The organism is Vibrio sp. Isolate30 (genome assembly GCF_022397975.1).
Taxonomy (GTDB): Bacteria; Pseudomonadota; Gammaproteobacteria; order Enterobacterales; family Vibrionaceae; genus Vibrio; species Vibrio fortis.
This window is the reverse complement of the sequence record NZ_JAKEUS010000007.1, coordinates 146,530-164,083: the sequence shown is the minus strand read 5'-3', so window position 1 is coordinate 164,083 and position 17,554 is coordinate 146,530. Positions and strand designations below refer to the sequence as shown.

At 44.3% G+C, this 17,554-nt stretch carries 13 protein-coding genes; 7 read left to right on the top strand and 6 right to left on the bottom strand.

From position 1 onward, the window contains the following. Positions 1-98: 98 nt before the first annotated feature. From L1D60_RS16695 to L1D60_RS16685, 3 genes are all read left to right on the top strand, one after another. Complete coding sequence (locus L1D60_RS16695; RefSeq protein ID WP_239842104.1) at positions 99-305, top strand: hypothetical protein; 207 nt, start codon at positions 99-101, stop codon at positions 303-305. Between the two features lie 367 nt (positions 306-672). After that, a complete protein-coding gene (locus L1D60_RS16690; protein ID WP_239842151.1) occupies positions 673-1,362 on the top strand; it encodes a hypothetical protein in 690 nt (229 codons plus the stop codon). A 2-nt stretch (positions 1,363-1,364) separates the two neighbouring features. After that, positions 1,365-2,543 carry a trypsin-like serine protease gene (locus L1D60_RS16685; RefSeq protein ID WP_239842103.1) on the top strand — a complete coding sequence of 393 codons (1,179 nt, stop codon included), beginning with the start codon at positions 1,365-1,367 and terminating at the stop codon, positions 2,541-2,543. Between the two features lie 83 nt (positions 2,544-2,626). On the opposite strand, the gene asnS is transcribed toward L1D60_RS16685, so the two are convergent. Beyond that, positions 2,627-4,027 (bottom strand): asparagine--tRNA ligase, encoded by a 1,401-nt coding sequence (gene asnS / locus L1D60_RS16680; protein ID WP_239842102.1) that lies wholly within the window; start codon positions 4,025-4,027, stop codon positions 2,627-2,629. A gap of 267 nt (positions 4,028-4,294) precedes the next feature. Beyond that, entirely contained in the window at positions 4,295-5,917 is a 1,623-nt protein-coding gene (locus L1D60_RS16675; protein ID WP_239842101.1) for a methyl-accepting chemotaxis protein, read from the bottom strand. A gap of 797 nt (positions 5,918-6,714) precedes the next feature. On the opposite strand from L1D60_RS16675, the gene L1D60_RS16670 reads away from it, so the two are divergent. Further along, a complete protein-coding gene (locus L1D60_RS16670; RefSeq protein ID WP_239842100.1) occupies positions 6,715-7,857 on the top strand; it encodes an aromatic amino acid transport family protein in 1,143 nt (380 codons plus the stop codon). 92 nt (positions 7,858-7,949) lie between these two features. Here the strand turns inward: L1D60_RS16670 and L1D60_RS16665 are convergent, their stop codons facing one another. The 3 genes from L1D60_RS16665 to L1D60_RS16655 form a co-directional block, all read right to left on the bottom strand. After that, a complete protein-coding gene (locus L1D60_RS16665) occupies positions 7,950-9,311 on the bottom strand; it encodes an L-serine ammonia-lyase (protein ID WP_239842099.1) in 1,362 nt (453 codons plus the stop codon). 133 nt (positions 9,312-9,444) lie between these two features. Beyond that, on the bottom strand, positions 9,445-10,698 hold the full coding sequence (locus tag L1D60_RS16660) for an aromatic amino acid transport family protein (protein ID WP_239842098.1): 1,254 nt from the start codon (positions 10,696-10,698) through the stop codon (positions 9,445-9,447). A 309-nt stretch (positions 10,699-11,007) separates the two neighbouring features. After that, entirely contained in the window at positions 11,008-11,607 is a 600-nt protein-coding gene (locus L1D60_RS16655; RefSeq protein WP_239842097.1) for a CoA pyrophosphatase, read from the bottom strand. Between the two features lie 340 nt (positions 11,608-11,947). Here L1D60_RS16655 and L1D60_RS16650 point away from each other — a divergent pair, with 340 nt between their 5' ends. Together L1D60_RS16650 and L1D60_RS16645 are read left to right on the top strand one after the other, a co-directional pair. After that, entirely contained in the window at positions 11,948-12,487 is a 540-nt protein-coding gene (locus L1D60_RS16650; protein WP_239842096.1) for a heme NO-binding domain-containing protein, read from the top strand. A gap of 4 nt (positions 12,488-12,491) precedes the next feature. Further along, positions 12,492-14,207, top strand: a complete 1,716-nt coding sequence (locus L1D60_RS16645; protein ID WP_239842095.1) for an ATP-binding protein — start codon at positions 12,492-12,494, stop codon at positions 14,205-14,207. A 115-nt stretch (positions 14,208-14,322) separates the two neighbouring features. On the opposite strand, the gene pabB is transcribed toward L1D60_RS16645, so the two are convergent. Continuing rightward, positions 14,323-15,693 (bottom strand): aminodeoxychorismate synthase component 1, encoded by a 1,371-nt coding sequence (gene pabB / locus L1D60_RS16640; RefSeq protein WP_239842094.1) that lies wholly within the window; start codon positions 15,691-15,693, stop codon positions 14,323-14,325. A gap of 267 nt (positions 15,694-15,960) precedes the next feature. Here pabB and L1D60_RS16635 point away from each other — a divergent pair, with 267 nt between their 5' ends. Continuing rightward, on the top strand, positions 15,961-17,475 hold the full coding sequence (locus L1D60_RS16635) for a fumarate hydratase (RefSeq protein WP_239842093.1): 1,515 nt from the start codon (positions 15,961-15,963) through the stop codon (positions 17,473-17,475). The last annotated feature ends 79 nt before the right edge of the window (positions 17,476-17,554 follow it).

The following is a 17,554-nucleotide window of genomic DNA, read 5'->3' as shown; positions in this document are numbered from 1 at the left end:
ATAAAGAACTGTACGCCTTGAATCAGGCATAACTGTACGCCTTTCAACAACATAATCTGTGTTTGAATAACGGTAGACCAAATATTGGAGAAACCGTTATGTTGAAATCACCTGCTGGAAATGAAATCAAACTTATCCTAGTCGCTATCGTGTGTGCGGTACTATTGATTTTTGGCCATGTGTTATTGGCAAAAGCCTTTGCTGATATGGCATGGACTGAATACACCACGGCTGCTATCCCATTTGTTTTGTTTGGTATTTGCGCGTTGGCCATTCGTTACGCTGAAAAACAAGAACAATCCTAGTCGATTACCAACTTGCTAAGGAGTTAGGGAGAACAGATCACTTCCTCGCTCCTTTTAATTTTCCTTGTTAAATCGATGAACATCTCACTTAGTCGCGTCAATTTAGACTCCTACCAAATGCAATACCCCTGCTAAACGTAAGCTTAAGTAAGTGCTTTCTAAGAAAATGTTAGCTGTCGCCAAAATGTTGACCCCAACCTCAAGCTATTAACAAATTGAACAGTGGAAGAATCTCATTGCATTCACGTCAATTATTGGTCGTGCAGCCATTAATAAACCGGTTGATGTGCTTACAGTGGCTTACACCTTGTTAATTTCTCTTTCATACAATCGTATTGTTCAGTTGAGAGGAATAAACATGAATAAAATGAGTATTTTAGCAATGGGGTTGATGGTTAGTGCCGCTCAAAGTAGTGAACTGGCTGTTGATTTAAACAATCTGTCGAACGTGACTGAGGTAGAAAGTCATGGACTGATATTGGTGAGTGAATTCTATGGTTACGAGCTTGAAGAAGGTCGTTATCGCTATGCTAACGAGGTTGAGCTAGACGGATTGGATTGGTCTTTTTGGTACGGTGAACATCAACACGTAGCGAAGCCTGATGTGAATTATATCTCGTTCGTAAGCGAAATTGGTGATTTAGAGAAAGTGAAAAACAGCTCCACTAAGAACGCTGTCGGCAATCGCTATTTCTGGGATGGAGGAAGTTCCCTAGATTACAGCGACCAATTGGCGGATTCTGCCATGATTCATGGCACTGGCGGTTATGAGTTTACCGTTCGACCAGGAAAAGAGGGTGAGTTCGTTGTAGAGCTCTACACGCATAATTGGTTGTCATCTTCCGATGTGACTGCTTGTCTAAGAAACCACTGTACAACAGTTCAAAATGACATCACTTTCCATATGACCAGCGTAAAGAATACGATTCGTTTTCATGCTACGTCGCCGGACGAGATGCTGACTGTTAGTTACCAACGTAGCCCTCGACAGTTCGATTTTGAGCAAGATAAGGGATACCACGCCCTAGAAGCCATTCAGTTGATGGAGGTACGATAATTATGAAAAAATTGATTCTTGCATCGGCAATTCTAGCGACATTCTCAGCGAACGCTGGTATCGGAAAGCTGGATCGCTCCGTGACTCAGCACAAAGAGTTCGCACTGCAAAGCAAATTTGATTTTGCCTGTCACATGAACGCAGGTTCTGCGACGCTTATTGACCCGTACTGGGTTATCACAGCGAATCATGTTGCGGGCTCAAAAAGCGAAGGTTATCGAAATACCGTCACGTGCTCATCATTCAAAAAAGACAAGAATGGTGTGTATCAAGTTGTACATTCATCACGAGCAAGCACTGATCCAAACGGAGAGTGGGGTGAATACGAGTTTACGGATGGCTTTTATGACTTTGCTCTTGTTCGATTAGATACACCAATAACTGGTATAAAGCCCGCTAAACTTCCGGAAAAAGGCATGTTTAGCTATGACGAAATCTATGAAGTGAATAACATTGGCTACGGAAACTATAATGGCCGAAATGGCGGCAAAAAGTTTGTTAAGTACAATGAGACCGACAAAAAATGGTTGGCCGAATATAAGTATGAGCCGGTCATTATGCCGCAAAGCGATCTTCAGTGGCTAGCGATTCACGGTGATTCCGGCTCGGGCATTACGATTGAGCGTGATGGCGAATACTATATTTTGGGCGAGATTGGCCTGCAATATTATGGTGAGCTTGGTTGGCAAGATACCTTTGATGACGTTATTGGTCGTTTAGACAGCCTTAAACGTGATATGAAAACACATGGCTTTAGCTACACCGAAACCGTTGAGCTGAGTGAAGTGAAATGGACGCATCAAACGCAGCACACCATTGAAGATCTCCACGCGTTCTACAGCTACTGGCGAGCTGAAAATATGGACTTTAATGGTACGTACTGGACTGAAGATGGCGGTATCTACAATACCGTATATGCAGCGGACGGCGAGCGTTATACCTTTGAAACCGTGATTCCAGCTAATCCTAAAGCGCCAGCATTTGATCTGTTCATCAATGGCCGTCAGGTTGCTCATAATATCAAGGCTGACAACGAGAGTCTGTTGTTGAAGGTGAACGCTTTCGAACAGAAAGGCGACCAATTGATTGTTGAATTTAAGCCACTCCACGTCGATGAAAACAAAGAATCGGTTGAGAAGATTCTATTAGACCATTTCTTGGTACGACACGCGGGGGAGTAGTCCTTCGGTTTATTTCAATAAAAAAACCTCCGCAATTGCGGAGGTTTTTGATTTCGTTCTTTTAATTCGAGCTTATAGCGGAATTAGAAGTTCGCAGAGCGAGGAGTACGTGGGAATGGAATCACGTCACGTACGTTACCCATGCCTGTTACGTAAGATACTAGACGCTCAAAGCCCAGACCGAAGCCTGCGTGTGGCACTGTGCCGTATTTACGTAGATCGCGGTACCAGCTCATGTGCTCTGGGTCGATACCAACTTCACGCATACGCTCGTCTAGAATGTCTAGACGCTCTTCACGCTGAGAACCACCGATGATTTCACCGATGCCAGGTGCTAGTACGTCCATTGCCGCTACTGTCTTACCGTCATCGTTCGCACGCATGTAGAATGCTTTGATGTCTTTCGGGTAGTTCTTAACGATTACAGGTGCTTTGAAGTGCTCTTCTGCTAGGAAGCGCTCGTGCTCAGAAGACATGTCGATACCCCATTCAACAGGGAATTCGAACTCACGACCAGAATCTAGAAGGATTTGGATTGCGTCAGTGTAGTCAACTTGTGCGAAATCAGAAGAAACAAACTGCTCTAGACGAGTGATTGCTTCTTTGTCGATGCGTTGAGCGAAGAACTCAAGGTCATCGCGGCACTCTTCAAGAACTGCTTTGAATACGAACTTAAGCATGTCTTCAGACAGCTTAGCAACGTCTTCTAGGTCAGCGAATGCAACTTCAGGCTCAACCATCCAGAATTCAGCTAGGTGGCGGCTTGTGTTTGAGTTTTCAGCTCGGAACGTAGGACCGAACGTGTAAACTTTGCTTAGTGCACAAGCGTAAGCTTCTGCGTTTAGCTGGCCAGATACTGTCAGGAATGTCTCTTTACCGAAGAAATCTTCGTTGTAGTCAACATCGCCTTTCTCTGTGCGAGGTAGGTTTTCCATGTCTAGCGTAGAAACGCGGAACATTTCACCTGCACCTTCTGCATCAGAAGCTGTGATCAGCGGAGCAGATACCCAGAAGAAACCTTGCTCGTGGTAGAAGCGGTGAATCGCTTGAGATAGACAGTTACGAACACGTGCAACTGCACCGATCACGTTAGTACGTGGACGTAGGTGTGCTACTTCACGAAGGTACTCGATAGAGTGACGAGTTTTCGCCATTGGGTAAGTTTCTGCGTCTTCAACCCAACCAACAACTTTCACGTCAGTTGCAGCAAGTTCGAAGTCTTGACCTTTCGCAGGAGACTCAACAATCTTACCCGTTACTTCAACAGAGCAGCCAGTTGTTAGCTTTAGTACTTCGTTTTCGTAATTATTAAGATTATTTGGGACCACGGCCTGAATCGGGTCGAAACAAGAGCCGTCATAAATGGCAAGGAAAGAGATTCCAGCTTTGGAATCACGACGTGAACGGATCCAGCCGCGAACAGTTACTTCACTGTCTACCGCTAGCTTGCCGCCAAGTACGTCTTTTACAGGCGCGTAAGTCATGTTGGTTTCATTCTCCATTGAGGGACAAATTCAACCCAATGCTAATTCACGATAGTTTTAATTTTCTGATACTTGAACAAAAAACAATCGAAACATTGAGTTGTATAAACTTTTTAAATCAATGGAACATATTACCTGTCACACAGAGAGCTTCAACCTTTATTGTTAGTTGAAGAAAGAAATATTCCCTATATGGACTAAATTTTCGTTAAAGGCCGACTTTTTACTCTATCTGTCGGCCTTTGTTCGTTTTGTTGGGGTAGGTACTTAGTGATTTTGCTGCTTATCAGACAATGTAAATTGGTTAATTAAGCTCTCTAAGTGATTTGAAAGATCTTCAAGGTCATTACTGATGTCGCGCGTGCTTGCAGCTGACTGAGAGGTATTGTTTGCGTGTGAGGTGATCGCTTCAACCTTATTCTGCACATCTTTGGTCGCATGTGTTGTAGATTGAGTCTGGTGCTGAATGTCTTGAGCGTGTGCTAGCACTTGCTTCATCTCTTCAACCACGCCATTCATCTCTGCTGCAAGCGCTTCGATATCTGTCGAGCTTTGGTAGGCTTGAGCACAGACATGGTCTGCAGACTGCAGTGATTGTTCACTGCCTTGCTGGAATTGGTGGATGATTGACTCAATGTTACCCGTTGCTTCCGCTGTGCGAGAGGCTAGGTGACGAACTTCATCAGCAACCACTGCAAATCCACGCCCTTGTTCACCTGCACGCGCTGCTTCAATGGCCGCGTTGAGCGCTAATAGGTTGGTTTGCTCTGCAATTCCGTGAATCACGGTTAAGATCGAAGACACTTCACCCGTTTGTTGATTGAGCGAAGAGATCTTCTCTTTTACTTCTTCGATACTGGTGACAAGGTTTTTAATCTCATTACTCGCGTCATGAGCTTGGTTTGCGCTTTTGAACGCGACATCAGCAGTATGATTAATAAGGTTAGACGCAGTAACCGTCGCCTGCTCGGCACTGACTTGCTGCGCTTGAATCCCTTCTATGTTGCTTTGCACTTCAGCCGTTTCACCTTGCTGATCGCTGGCAGCGGTCTCAGTAATGTGAGCCACACTGGTCAACTGATTGGCAGACGCGTTCAGCTTATGCGAAGTCTCTTGTACTTGACCTAAGCTGTTTGAAACTGTCTTCATGAAAGAGTTAATGGCACCTGATAGCGAGCCAATTTCATCATTACGCTCAATTGGCAGTCTTTCTGATAAGTTCTTATCGTCGCTCACTTGAGTCATAAAGCGTGCTGTTTGCTGAAGAGGACGAACAATGATCTTGCGAATAAGACCCATGGTTAGCGCAAAGCCCACAAAAGAGATCACGGCCATGATGGCGATAGCAGTAACGGTTTGAGTATGAATAAGGTCATTCACATGGCTCAAGTTGTATTCTAGACGAATTGCGCCCAGTACTTCTCCCTCTGGTGCCATATGACAAGAGACACAATTGGTTCCACGATAGTTTTCGCTCGACTTCATGGGTAGGGCGATGACCAGTCCTTTGCCCCAATCTGCGCTGAACGGTTCAATAACCGTTTCACCTGCCAGTGCGCGCTTGTCGATGTCGTCTTTTGGTTGCTGATCAGCACCACCTGGACCATAAAGCTTGCTTACCGTGTCTGCTCTAAGCACGCGAACATCTTCGATGCCTTCTTGGGCTAATGCCTTATGGCGTAGTGTCTCTTTTTGCGACATTGTGCCTGTCAGCATCATCATGTTAAGGCTGTCGAAATAGTTGCTGGCTTTGTCGTGCAGTTGCTCACTCAAGACTGAGTTTACAAGTTGCTTCTGTTGGGTGTATTGAAAGTATGTAGAGATAGCGAGGAGTAGGGAGAATACTACCGCCAGTGCTACCAGTATTTTAAACGTTATTGTTGAGCGCATACCGAACACATATTTTTATTAGTTATAATGACGAGCATACTGTAGCGGCAAAAATATGCGGTACCTACCATAAAGGGGTAATTGTGTGACCATACTCCGATTGTGGTTATGTTTATGTGATGTAGCAGCTTTGTGATGGAATATTGGCGTGAAAACGTCATAAAAATAGCGCACTTAGCGTCATATTTTGATCTTCTTTCAACTAATCGGGTTTTTAATTGATATATCTATTTTTAGCGACGGGTGTGGGAGAAGGAATGAAAATAACATGTAAATATTGGTTAATACTTTGCGACAAATGTGGCTAATAGGATCATTTAAGCGAGTAATTTAGAATATATGTGATGCTTTTCAGTTCTGATTGTTTAAATTACAGACAAACGAACAAAAAGTAGCAGAAAATAAGGCTGCCCCGTTGTTTTTCAGTTGTCTTTCGTTAAGATGAATTTACCTCAATACTTGAGGAGGGCAGTAAAGGATCGCTGCTTGCAATAACACGGAATGTGATTAATTTGGACACATAGATGAAATTCAAAATCACATCACCAATCATCGAACCGACAGAAGGTTCACCACACCAAAAGCAGATTTCTTCATTTGCCTCTCTTTCTCTACAATCTCGCTTTTATCACAGCTCGCTTTCTACTGCCTTTTCGCGATTTAACTCCGCTTATCGCTCCTATCGATATTCGTTTTAAAGCTTAACTTCTTTCGAATTTTCTTTGCATCTTGATTGATGACAGAGAAGTACACCTATTAAAAACTAAATAAATAAGTTAAAGACAATGAATATTAAAATGATAGGGAGCTCCCTAATTATCGCTGGTACCGCTCTTGGTGCCGGTATGCTTGCAATTCCAATGGTTCTTGCTCAATTTGGATTGTTATACGGTTCACTTTTAATGGTACTGATCTGCTTCGGTACGACTTATGCGGCGCTTTTGCTTCTTGAAGCGACTATCAAGGCTGGTGGCGGACTAGGCTTGAACTCAATTGCGCGCAAAACGCTAGGCAAACAAGGGCAACTGATTACGAATGGTCTGCTTTACGCCTTACTTATCTGCCTGTTGATGGCGTACATCCTAGGTGCTGGCGATCTTTTAAGCCAACTACTTGCGAGCCTTGGTATTAATATTAATGCGACCACAGGACAAATTGCATTTACGCTGATTGCGGGTGCTGTTGTTGCGTGTGGCACCGGTGTGATTGATAAACTCAACCGAGCACTATTCTTTGTGATGCTAGCAAGCCTTGCTATCACGATGACTTTCCTTGCTCCGGGCATGACCCAAGAAAACCTAACGCAAGTTACGAGTCATGATCATGTCGCGCTTATCAAAACCAGTGCAATCTTGTTTACCAGCTTTGGCTTTATGGTGGTGATTCCGACTTTGGTTTCTTACAACCAAGAAGCGACCGACAAGCAACTACGCAATATGGTGATTGTGGGCTCTCTTATTCCATTAGTGTGTTACCTGTGTTGGTTGTTTGCTGTTGTGGGTAACCTAAGTGAAGAGCAGTTCAGAAGCTTCCATAACGTTTCAGACCTTATGGCCGCGTTTGAGACTAAGTCGCCGTGGATTGGAAATATCCTATCGACCTTTACAGGTTTAGCGCTATTGACCTCTTTCTTTGGTGTGGCAATGGCACTGTTCAACCAAAACCGAGATATGTTTAATCAGAATACTGCGGTAACGTATGTAATTAGCTTTATTCTGCCACTCGCTGGCTCACTACTGGCGGCGGATAAATTCCTACAGGTGCTGAACTACGCAGGTATCATTTTGGTGTTCTTAGCGGTGTTTATCCCACTTATCATGGTGCACAAGCAGCGTTTCATGAAAGTGGCGGAAGATAGATACTCAGCGGAAGGCGGTAGTGTGATGATGTTGTTCTCATTGCTGTTTGGTTGCTTCTTGCTTATCTCTCAAGTGATATAACTAGACGCGATTAATACCCGTAAATCGTAGATACAAAAAAGGAACGCCTCGGCGTTCCTTTTCTTTACAAGCAAATCAAATGCGAGTGCTAATTAGCAAACCACTTTGATTGCTAGACCACCTTGAGAAGTCTCACGGTATTTTGCGTTCATGTCTTTACCAGTTTCTAGCATGGTTTCGATAACTTTATCTAGAGATACAGTAGGAGCAGAAGAACGACGAAGTGCCATGCGAGTCGAGTTGATCGCTTTCACAGCCGCGATACCGTTACGTTCGATACACGGTACTTGAACCTGACCAGCAACTGGGTCACACGTTAGACCTAGGTTGTGCTCCATCGCGATTTCTGCAGCCATACATACTTGCTCTGGGCTACCACCCATAAGTTCAGCAAGACCTGCAGCAGCCATAGAACATGCCACGCCAACTTCACCCTGACAGCCAACCTCTGCACCAGAGATAGACGCGTTACGCTTGTACAGGCCACCGATAGCACCAGAAGCCGCAAAGTAACGGATGTAGTCTTTCTCAGTCACCGTTTGGATAAACTTGTCGTAGTAAGCTAGAACTGCAGGGATGATGCCACACGCACCGTTAGTTGGTGCTGTAACTACGCGACCACCTGCTGCGTTCTCTTCGTTAACAGCGAAAGCGAACATGTTTACCCAGTCAACAACCGACATTGGATCGTTCGTTGTCTTCTCTGAAGTCATTAGCTGTTGGCGAAGCGCTGCAGCACGACGAGGCACACGCAGTGGGCCAGGCAGAATACCTTCAGTGTTCATACCGCGATCCATACATTCACGCATCGTTTTCCAGATGTTCGCGAAGTAAGTGCGAGACTCTTCATCAGAGTGAAGGGCAGCTTGGTTCTTCATCACAAGTGTGCTGATAGAAAGGCCGCTCTCTTTACACTGGTTCACTAGCTCTTCAGCAGTTGTGAATTCGTAAGGCGATTTGATTGGGTTCTCTTCTTCTTTGCCGAAGTTCTCTTCGTCAACGATGAAGCCACCACCAATAGAATAATAAGTCTTTGAGTACGCTTTTTCGTCATCGATCCAAGCGTGGATGCTCATACCGTTTTCGTGTAGCTCAAGGTTAGTAGTATGGAAGTTCATACCACCGTCTTTCGGGAACGATACTGTGTGACAGTGCATGCCAACAGGAAGGCGCTCAGTTTCTTCTACGCGAGCGATAAAGCCCGGAATAGCATCGATGTCTACTTTCTCAGGGGTGTTGCCAGCAAGACCCATGATGATAGCGATATCTGTGTGGTGACCTTTCCCTGTCAGTGATAGTGATCCATATACGTCAACGGTGATTTTAGTGATGTCGCGCAATTTTCCCATTGAACGAAGATCATCAATAAACTCTTTACCCGCTTTCATTGGTCCAACTGTATGTGAGCTCGATGGACCAACACCGATTTTATAGATATCAAAAACACTAATCATAGTGATTACCTCAAAAGAGAGCCTCCCAAGGGGAGTAGGGAGGCTCATTTATTATCATTATATTTGGTTTTAATGCTCAGCTTGCTCAGTGAGTAATACTTCACTCATGTGCGTCAGTGTAATGGTGCTGAGATTAAAGAGCGCCGTAGATTACAGAACTAATAGCCGCTAGACCACATAAAGCTGTAAAGATTTGTACAGGTGCTGAAGTTTTGTACTTAGCCATCGCTGGTACTTTGTTCATCGCGAATACAGGCATTAGGAACAGGATTGCTGCAATCATTGGAGCACCCATTGTTTCAATCATACCTAGGATGCTTGGGTTAACTACCGCAACAATCCAAGTAGTCACAACGATGAACGCTAGAGAGATTTTTTCAATCTTGCTTACTTGAGTGTTAGAGCGAGATTTGATTAGACCTACTAGACCTTCGTGTGCGCCTAGGAAGTGACCGAAGTAGCTAGAAGTGATTGCTGCGAACGCTACTAGAGGACCCATGTAAGAGATAAGTGGAGACTCGTGAACGTTAGCTAGGTAAGAAAGTACAGAGATGTTTTGCGCTTGCGCTGTTGCTAGTTGCTCTGGTGATAGAGAAAGTACAACAGAGAATACGAAGAACATTACAAAACCCATCAGCATCATTGCTGCGCCACCAGTGATAGCGTCAGTTTTCTTAACTGCGTTGTCACCGTGTACACGACGTTGCTCTTTAGAGAACTGAGAGATGATTGGGCTGTGGTTGAAAGAGAACACGATGATTGGAATTGCTAGCCAGATGATAGAAGGCATTGCAGACCACTCTGGGCTTACGTCCATCATAGAAGTGTTCCAATCAGGAACTAGGTAGAAAGATAGCGCTAGTAGGATGAATACTAGAGGGTAAACCATCGCTGAAGTTGCTTTAAGCATCAGCTCTTTACCGAATACAACACCCGCTGTCATAGCTAGGATAAGTGCACCAGAAAGAAGAGGGCGAGGGATAGATTCCATACCCATTTGGTTTACTAGGAATGAATCTACAGTGTTTGTGATACCAACACCGTAAATTAGAACGATTGGGTAAATAGCGAAAAAGTAAGCGAAAGTAATAAGGTTCGCGCCAGTCTTACCAAAATGTTCTTCTACTGTATCAGTGATATCTGCTTCAGGATTTTTTGCAGACAGTACAAAACGTGCTAGAGATTTATGTGCAAACCAAGTCATTGGTGCTGCAATTAGAGCTAGGATAACTAATGGCCAAAAACCACCCGCACCAGCTTTGATTGGAAGGAATAGTACGCCAGCACCTACTGCTGTACCGAACAGAGAAAGACACCAAGTAAAATCTTTATAAGTAAACTTGCTCGAGTCTTTTACGGCATTTGCCGAAGAAGTTGTTGTGTTCATGTTAAATTACTCATTTTTTGGGAACAGGAAATAAGTCGGGGCTAATTTTGCAGAATTTTCTTCGGCAAAAAATAGATCTAAATCATGTAATGAAACGGCTTGTTATATGATATGCGAAAAACGGTTTTATGATCACGATTTTGGCGTGCTACAGGTGATTTTTGCTCATGTCTGATATTAGTTTTACTAATCTGAAAGGTGGGCTGATTTAGATTTATACGAGGTAACCGTTTGCGTAAAAATGTATTAATAAATCTGTTCCATGGAAATTTGAGCATTTGTTAACAAAAAATAACTGAAACGACCATTTTATGTAACTTGTTTCACTACATGCTGCTGCATTGATTGGACGATTTGTGCAGTTACTCCCCAGATCAACTGGTCTTTGAACGGCATTGCAAACACACGATGCTTGACTTGCTTAAAGTTGACTAAATGACTGTGAAGGTTGGTTTGGTCAAACACATATTCAGCTGGCACTTCGAAAACAGAGTCTACTTCGTTGTGGTCGATGACAGGTTGATAGTCAGGATCAATCAGTGCCACGATCGGCGTGACTGAAAACTTACTGATAGTGCTTAAAGCTGGTAGTTGCCCTATCACTTCTACCTGATCTTTAACAATTCCTATCTCTTCTTGTAGCTCTCTCAAGGCTGTATGCTGCAATGTAGGATCGGTTTGTTCATATTTTCCACCGGGGAAGCTCACTTGGCCAGGGTGATGTTTGAGATGTGCAGCTCGTTTAGTAAAAATTACGTTAAGCCCATTATCTCGCTCGACTAATCCGACAACCACTGCGGCTTGGCGTAGATCTTCATCACGAATCTGCGCCACACGCTCGATGGATTCTGGGTGATAGCCGACAATCGGGTTAAGTTGGAATTGTTGTAAGAAGTTCTGTTTATTCATATCGAGCCAATGTATTGATTATTATGCTAATAAGTATAAGCACAACTTCTGGCTCAACACCAATCAGTAACACTCGACAGTTTTAGGGAAGAAGGGATGCGAAGTGTTGCATATTTGCTATATTGATAGAAACCCTCACCGATATTGTAAGTTTTCGTAGGGCGGCTAAGGACTTAGACAGTGAAGCTATTGCAAGTTAAATCACTTAGCAGCTAAAGCACTCAGAAATTGAAGCATGTAACACCCAAAGCACGCAGGAATCAACGTACACAACAAACCAAGTACTCAGCAAACAAGGCGTGTGGGATAATTCTAAAAACTAAAAAAATGAAGGTATGCGATGAAAGGAATCATATTTACCGAATTCTTAGAGCTTGTTGAAGATAAGTTTGGGCTTGAGCTTCTTGAAGAGGTTCTTGAAATGTCTGACGACGAAGGTATCTATACCTCTGTCGGCAGTTATGATCACAAAGACTTAGTTAAACTCATTATTAACCTAAGCAAAAAAACCGATATCGATGCTGCAAGTCTGCAACGTGTATTTGGGCAGTCTGTATTTAAGAATCTGCTCGACTCACTGCCTGACAAAGCCAGCCTAAACCACAGCAATACCACTTTTCAATTTATCCAGCACGTAGAGCGTTATATTCACGTAGAAGTGAAAAAGCTTTACCCAGACGCTGAACCGCCTCAATTTACCTTCTTAACCACTGATGAAGCGCAGTTGGTCTTTGACTATAAAAGTGCCCGTTGTATGTCTCATGTTTGCTTGGGGTTGATAGAAGGCTGCGCGGAGTATCATAACGAATCTATCGCGATAGAGATGATCCCGCAAAATGAAGACCAAAGCGTCGTACGTTTCAACTTGAGAGTAGAATAGCAATATGAGTTCAGAGTCGGCCCTTGAGCGTAAGCTCAAACGACAAGTTGCAGCGAGAAAAGAAGCTGAAAGGCTACTAGAGCAGAAAAGCCTAGAGCTGTTTGAGGCGAACCAAAAGCTTGAGTTAGCGATGCGCCAACTTGAGAAGCGTTCTAACGCTAATATTCGACGGATTGAATTCCAAGAGCAGATCGATAATTTATTGATTGATTTTGGCCGCGCATTTTTACGTAGCGATCTAGACGACGTCATGCTCCAAGAGTTGACTACAAACATCACCAATAGTTATCTGATCAAAGCCAGCCGATTAGTGTTGCCACCTAAGCTCCTGCCTGAGCTAAAAACCAATGACTACGGAGATGCTGCGCTCGGCGGTGCCGATTTAGATATTCAAGAGCTAACGTGGGATGGCGATGTCTTGATGATTCCGCTGGAAGTGGAAAAGGTCATTATTGGTTCTTTAATCGTTATTGTGAATCTTGGTGATCAAGAAGGCGACTTTATTCAAAGCCAGCTCATGTTAGTCACTGACCTAATCTGCAGTGCTATTACCCACCAACTCGCGATTAACCGAAATATCGAGTCCAGGCGACGAGCAGAAGAGTCGGAGCGCTCGACACGGGATTTCGTGGCCATGATTAACCATGAGCTTAGAACACCACTCAATGGATTATTGGGAAGTGCGGAGCTGATTAGTGATACAGAATTGACCGATTCACAACGCGAGATCATCAATAACCTAAGCCAATCTGGTGAATTTCTAAGGACCATCATTAACGACTTACTCGACTACAGTAAGATTAATGCGGGTATGTTGGAGTTGATTCCGAAAACATTTGCCTTGCGTGATTTGAACAATACCATCGAGAGTATTTTTATTAATCGCGCAGCCGAGAAACAGCTCGACTTTACTATCTCGATTGGTGAACAGGTTCCTGCCTATTTCAATGGTGACTTAGAGCGTATTACACAATTGTTTGTGAATTTAATTGGCAACGCAATCAAGTTCACTGAAGAGGGGTACGTTCGCGTCGATGTGAGCTGGAAAGATGGCCAGTTCGTATTTGCGGTGGAAGATACCGGTGTCGGGATTGCTGAGACCGCTCTAAACACTCTGTTTGACCCGTTTACCCAAGCAGACCGATCTAGTAAGCGAAACTATGAAGGCACTGGATTAGGCCTCGCCATATGCCGCAAGTTAGTCAGCCTAATGAATGGTCACATCTCAGTGAAGAGTGAACAAGGTGTCGGTACCACCTTTACTATTGCCTTACCTTTGATTGTGGTGGAAACCTCTCACTATGAAGAGAAAGTAAAAGAGAGCATCGTATCTGATACCGGCTTATCACAGTTGAAAGTCCTTGTGGTAGACGATATCAAGATGAACCAAATCATCATCCAACAGATGCTGAGAAAGCATGAGATAGAGCCCGCGATCGCCAATAATGGAGTAGAAGGGTTTGAACTCGCAAGTGCCAATGAGTACGACGTGGTCTTTATGGACTGTCGAATGCCAATCATGGATGGCTTTGAAACGACTGAAAAGCTGCGTGAGAAAGGCTACACCAAATCTATTGTTGCGTTAACCGCGGGAACGACTCTAGAAGAGCGTGAACGATGCATTAAGTGTGGGATGGACGACATATTGAGTAAACCGTACACGGCTAACGATCTCAAAGAGATGCTGAAAAAGTGGGGAGTAACTTCGCTCGCTCAGTAGGCTAGGGGAATCTGACACAATCCTAGAGTTGGATAAAGCAATATTGTTACCTAAACAAAAAACCAGAAGCTGACTTCTGGTTTTTTAAGTTTTAGCGATTCAATCTTACCGACCGCTAATCTTGAGCAAGTACTGGTAGGATTCGACTTAGCTTATCCAACGTCTCTTGATACTCAGACTTACAGTCACTGTCTGCAACAACACCGCCACCAGCCCATGCATAGAGCGTTTTATCTTCTGCGACCAAGGTGCGGATCGTGATGCTAGTATCCATACGTCCATGTCGGCTGATATAGCCAATACTGCCGCAATATGCGGAGCGTCGATGCGGCTCCAGCTCCTCAATGATCTGCATCGCTCTCACTTTCGGAGCTCCAGTAATTGATCCACCCGGAAAACAAGCTCTCAACAGATCTGTCGCATGATATTGATCATCTAGCTCTGCACGAATCGTACTCACTAAGTGATGAACAGCTGGGAAGCTTTCAATGTCGAACAGTTTAGGAACATGCACTGTGCCCGGTTTTGCCACGCGGCCAATGTCGTTGCGTAGCAAATCAACAATCATTAGGTTCTCTGCTTGGTCTTTCTCTGCATTGGCTAAATCGTTCGCGTATTCAGCATCGATTTGAGCTTGCTCTGAGCGAGGGCGGGTTCCTTTGATTGGCTTGGTCTCAATAGTGTTGTCTTTAAGCTCAAGAAAGCGTTCTGGAGAAACACTTAAAATGGCGCAATCTTCGAGGCGAATAAAGCCAGAGAACGGTGCGCTGTTGTATTGCTCAAGCTTTTCGTACGCTTGCCACTCTGACCCCTGATATTGTGCATTGAAACGTTGCGCTAAGTTGATTTGATAGCAGTCACCGGATAACAGGTACTCTTGAACAGAATCGAACTTATTGGCGTAGCTCTCCTGACTCATATTGGATTGCCATTCACGTGTCAGTGTAAATGGTGTATGCGCCACTGCGTAATGATCTTGCAGCCAAGTGAGTCGTGCCTCAACATCTAAACCAACCACCCACGCTGTCTTTAGCTTATGGTCAACAATGACGGCCCAGTCATACAGGCCAACGGCCATATCCGGTGCACTGATATCGTGTTTAGCCAGCTCTGGCAAATTCTCAACGCGGCGTCCCAAATCATAACTGAAGTAACCTAAGGCACCACCGACAAACGGAAGGTCATGTTCACACTCAAGGTCAGGGATCAACGCTTGTTGATAGTGGTGAAGCAAGTCAAACGGATCATCTTCTGAAACGATAGTTTTTTCATTAACATTTATCGTTGTTTTGTGGCCAATAGTCTCGAAAGTGGCCACTGGTTGAGCAACCAAAATATCAAAACGACTATCAATATGGCTTTCTGACGCTGAGCGTAATAGCATTGCCCAGGGAAGGGTTTCTATACCTGAAAACAGCTGTTTAGCTAAAGTTGATTGATATTCGAGCGGCTTGATTTGGATAGACTGGAGTTCGTTGTTATTCATTTGTTTAATTTGTGACAAAGAGTTCGATCACTGCATGGCGTGTGAGAGGAAGCAAGAGTATCATAAATTGAAATTAAAATGGGCTCTTGATTCACACAGTTCAAAACAAGGGGTTTAGTGTAAAGCGAAGCAGTCAATTATCTGGGTAAATTACTAGTTCAGATAAGCGAGTGTCAAAGCAACTAAATTAAGCTCAACATTATAAAAAGCTAAACACCCATAGAGCCATGAGCCCAACATGGAACTAGAACAATAAAGAGGCATGCAATGACGGTTATTCGTAAGCAAGATGTGATCAGCAGTGTCGCTGACGCACTTCAGTACATTTCTTATTACCACCCTTTAGACTTTGTCCAAGCCCTAGAAAAAGCCTATGAGAAAGAAGAGAGCCAAGCCGCGAAAGATGCGATTGCTCAGATTCTGATTAACTCTCGTATGTCGGCAGAAGGTCATCGTCCAATCTGTCAAGACACGGGTATCGTAACCTGTTTCGTGAACATCGGTATGGATGTGAAGTGGGAAACAGATTTAACAGTTCAAGAGATGGTTGATGAAGGCGTTCGTCAAGCTTACAACAACCCAGATAACCCATTGCGTGCATCAGTGCTGATGGACCCTGCCGGTAAACGTATTAATACCAAAGACAACACACCAGCGGTTGTTCATATCAATATGGTTCCGGGTAACAAAGTTGAAATCCAGATCGCAGCGAAAGGCGGCGGCAGTGAAAACAAAACTAAGATGGTAATGCTAAACCCGTCTGATGACATTGCAGAATGGGTAGAGAAGACACTACCGACTATGGGTGCAGGTTGGTGTCCACCGGGCATGTTAGGTATAGGTATTGGTGGTACGGCTGAGAAAGCGGCTGTACTGGCGAAAGAGTCTCTAATGGAACACATCGATATCCAAGAGCTTATCGAAAAAGGTCCAGAGAATGCTGAAGAGGAACTTCGTCTAGACATCTTCAACCGTGTAAACAAACTGGGTATCGGTGCGCAAGGTCTTGGCGGTCTAACAACTGTTGTTGATGTGAAGATCAAGACTGCGCCAACACACGCAGCATCTAAGCCAGTATGTTTGATTCCTAACTGTGCGGCGACGCGTCACGTACACTTCACACTAGATGGCAGCGGCCCAGCTGAGCTAACGCCACCTAAGCTAGAAGAGTGGCCAGACATCACATGGGAAGCGGGCGCAAATACGCGTCGCGTGAACCTTGATGAAGTGACTAAAGAAGACGTTCAAGAGTGGAAGACCGGTGAGACGGTTCTACTATCTGGTAAAATTCTGACTGGCCGTGATGCAGCACATAAGCGTATTCAAGGCATGCTAGAGAATGGCGAAGGTCTACCTGAAGGCGTCGATTTCAAAGGTAAGTTTATCTACTACGTAGGCCCTGTGGACGCAGTAGGCGACGAAGCGGTAGGCCCTGCTGGCCCAACAACATCAACACGTATGGATAAGTTCACTGACATGATGCTGAATGAAACGGGCATTATGGGCATGATCGGTAAAGCAGAGCGTGGCCCTGCAACTGTTGAATCTATCAAAGAGCACAAAGCCGTTTACCTAATGGCGGTAGGTGGTGCAGCTTATCTTGTAGCGAAAGCAATCAAGAAGGCTCGTGTTGTGGCGTTTGAAGACCTAGGTATGGAAGCTATCTACGAATTTGAAGTAGAAGATATGCCAGTAACAGTGGCGGTAGACTCAACAGGCGCTAACGCTCACCAAATCGGCCCAGATACTTGGAAAGTGAAAATCGCAGAAGCTGAGCAGTAATCAGTAAGCGATTAGGGCAAAAAATCTAGATTTATTGCTCGAAAACGACAAAAGTGCAGCAACTACTGCACTTTTGTCT

Coding starts and splice junctions, on each gene's coding strand:
- L1D60_RS16695 (WP_239842104.1), top strand. CDS start 99: ATGTTGAAATCACCTGCTGGAAATGAAATCAAACTTATCCTAGTCGCT.
- L1D60_RS16690 (WP_239842151.1), top strand. CDS start 673: ATGAGTATTTTAGCAATGGGGTTGATGGTTAGTGCCGCTCAAAGTAGT.
- L1D60_RS16685 (WP_239842103.1), top strand. CDS start 1,365: ATGAAAAAATTGATTCTTGCATCGGCAATTCTAGCGACATTCTCAGCG.
- asnS (WP_239842102.1), bottom strand. CDS start 4,027: ATGACTTACGCGCCTGTAAAAGACGTACTTGGCGGCAAGCTAGCGGTA.
- L1D60_RS16675 (WP_239842101.1), bottom strand. CDS start 5,917: ATGCGCTCAACAATAACGTTTAAAATACTGGTAGCACTGGCGGTAGTA.
- L1D60_RS16670 (WP_239842100.1), top strand. CDS start 6,715: ATGATAGGGAGCTCCCTAATTATCGCTGGTACCGCTCTTGGTGCCGGT.
- L1D60_RS16665 (WP_239842099.1), bottom strand. CDS start 9,311: ATGATTAGTGTTTTTGATATCTATAAAATCGGTGTTGGTCCATCGAGC.
- L1D60_RS16660 (WP_239842098.1), bottom strand. CDS start 10,698: ATGAACACAACAACTTCTTCGGCAAATGCCGTAAAAGACTCGAGCAAG.
- L1D60_RS16655 (WP_239842097.1), bottom strand. CDS start 11,607: ATGAATAAACAGAACTTCTTACAACAATTCCAACTTAACCCGATTGTC.
- L1D60_RS16650 (WP_239842096.1), top strand. CDS start 11,948: ATGAAAGGAATCATATTTACCGAATTCTTAGAGCTTGTTGAAGATAAG.
- L1D60_RS16645 (WP_239842095.1), top strand. CDS start 12,492: ATGAGTTCAGAGTCGGCCCTTGAGCGTAAGCTCAAACGACAAGTTGCA.
- pabB (WP_239842094.1), bottom strand. CDS start 15,693: ATGAATAACAACGAACTCCAGTCTATCCAAATCAAGCCGCTCGAATAT.
- L1D60_RS16635 (WP_239842093.1), top strand. CDS start 15,961: ATGACGGTTATTCGTAAGCAAGATGTGATCAGCAGTGTCGCTGACGCA.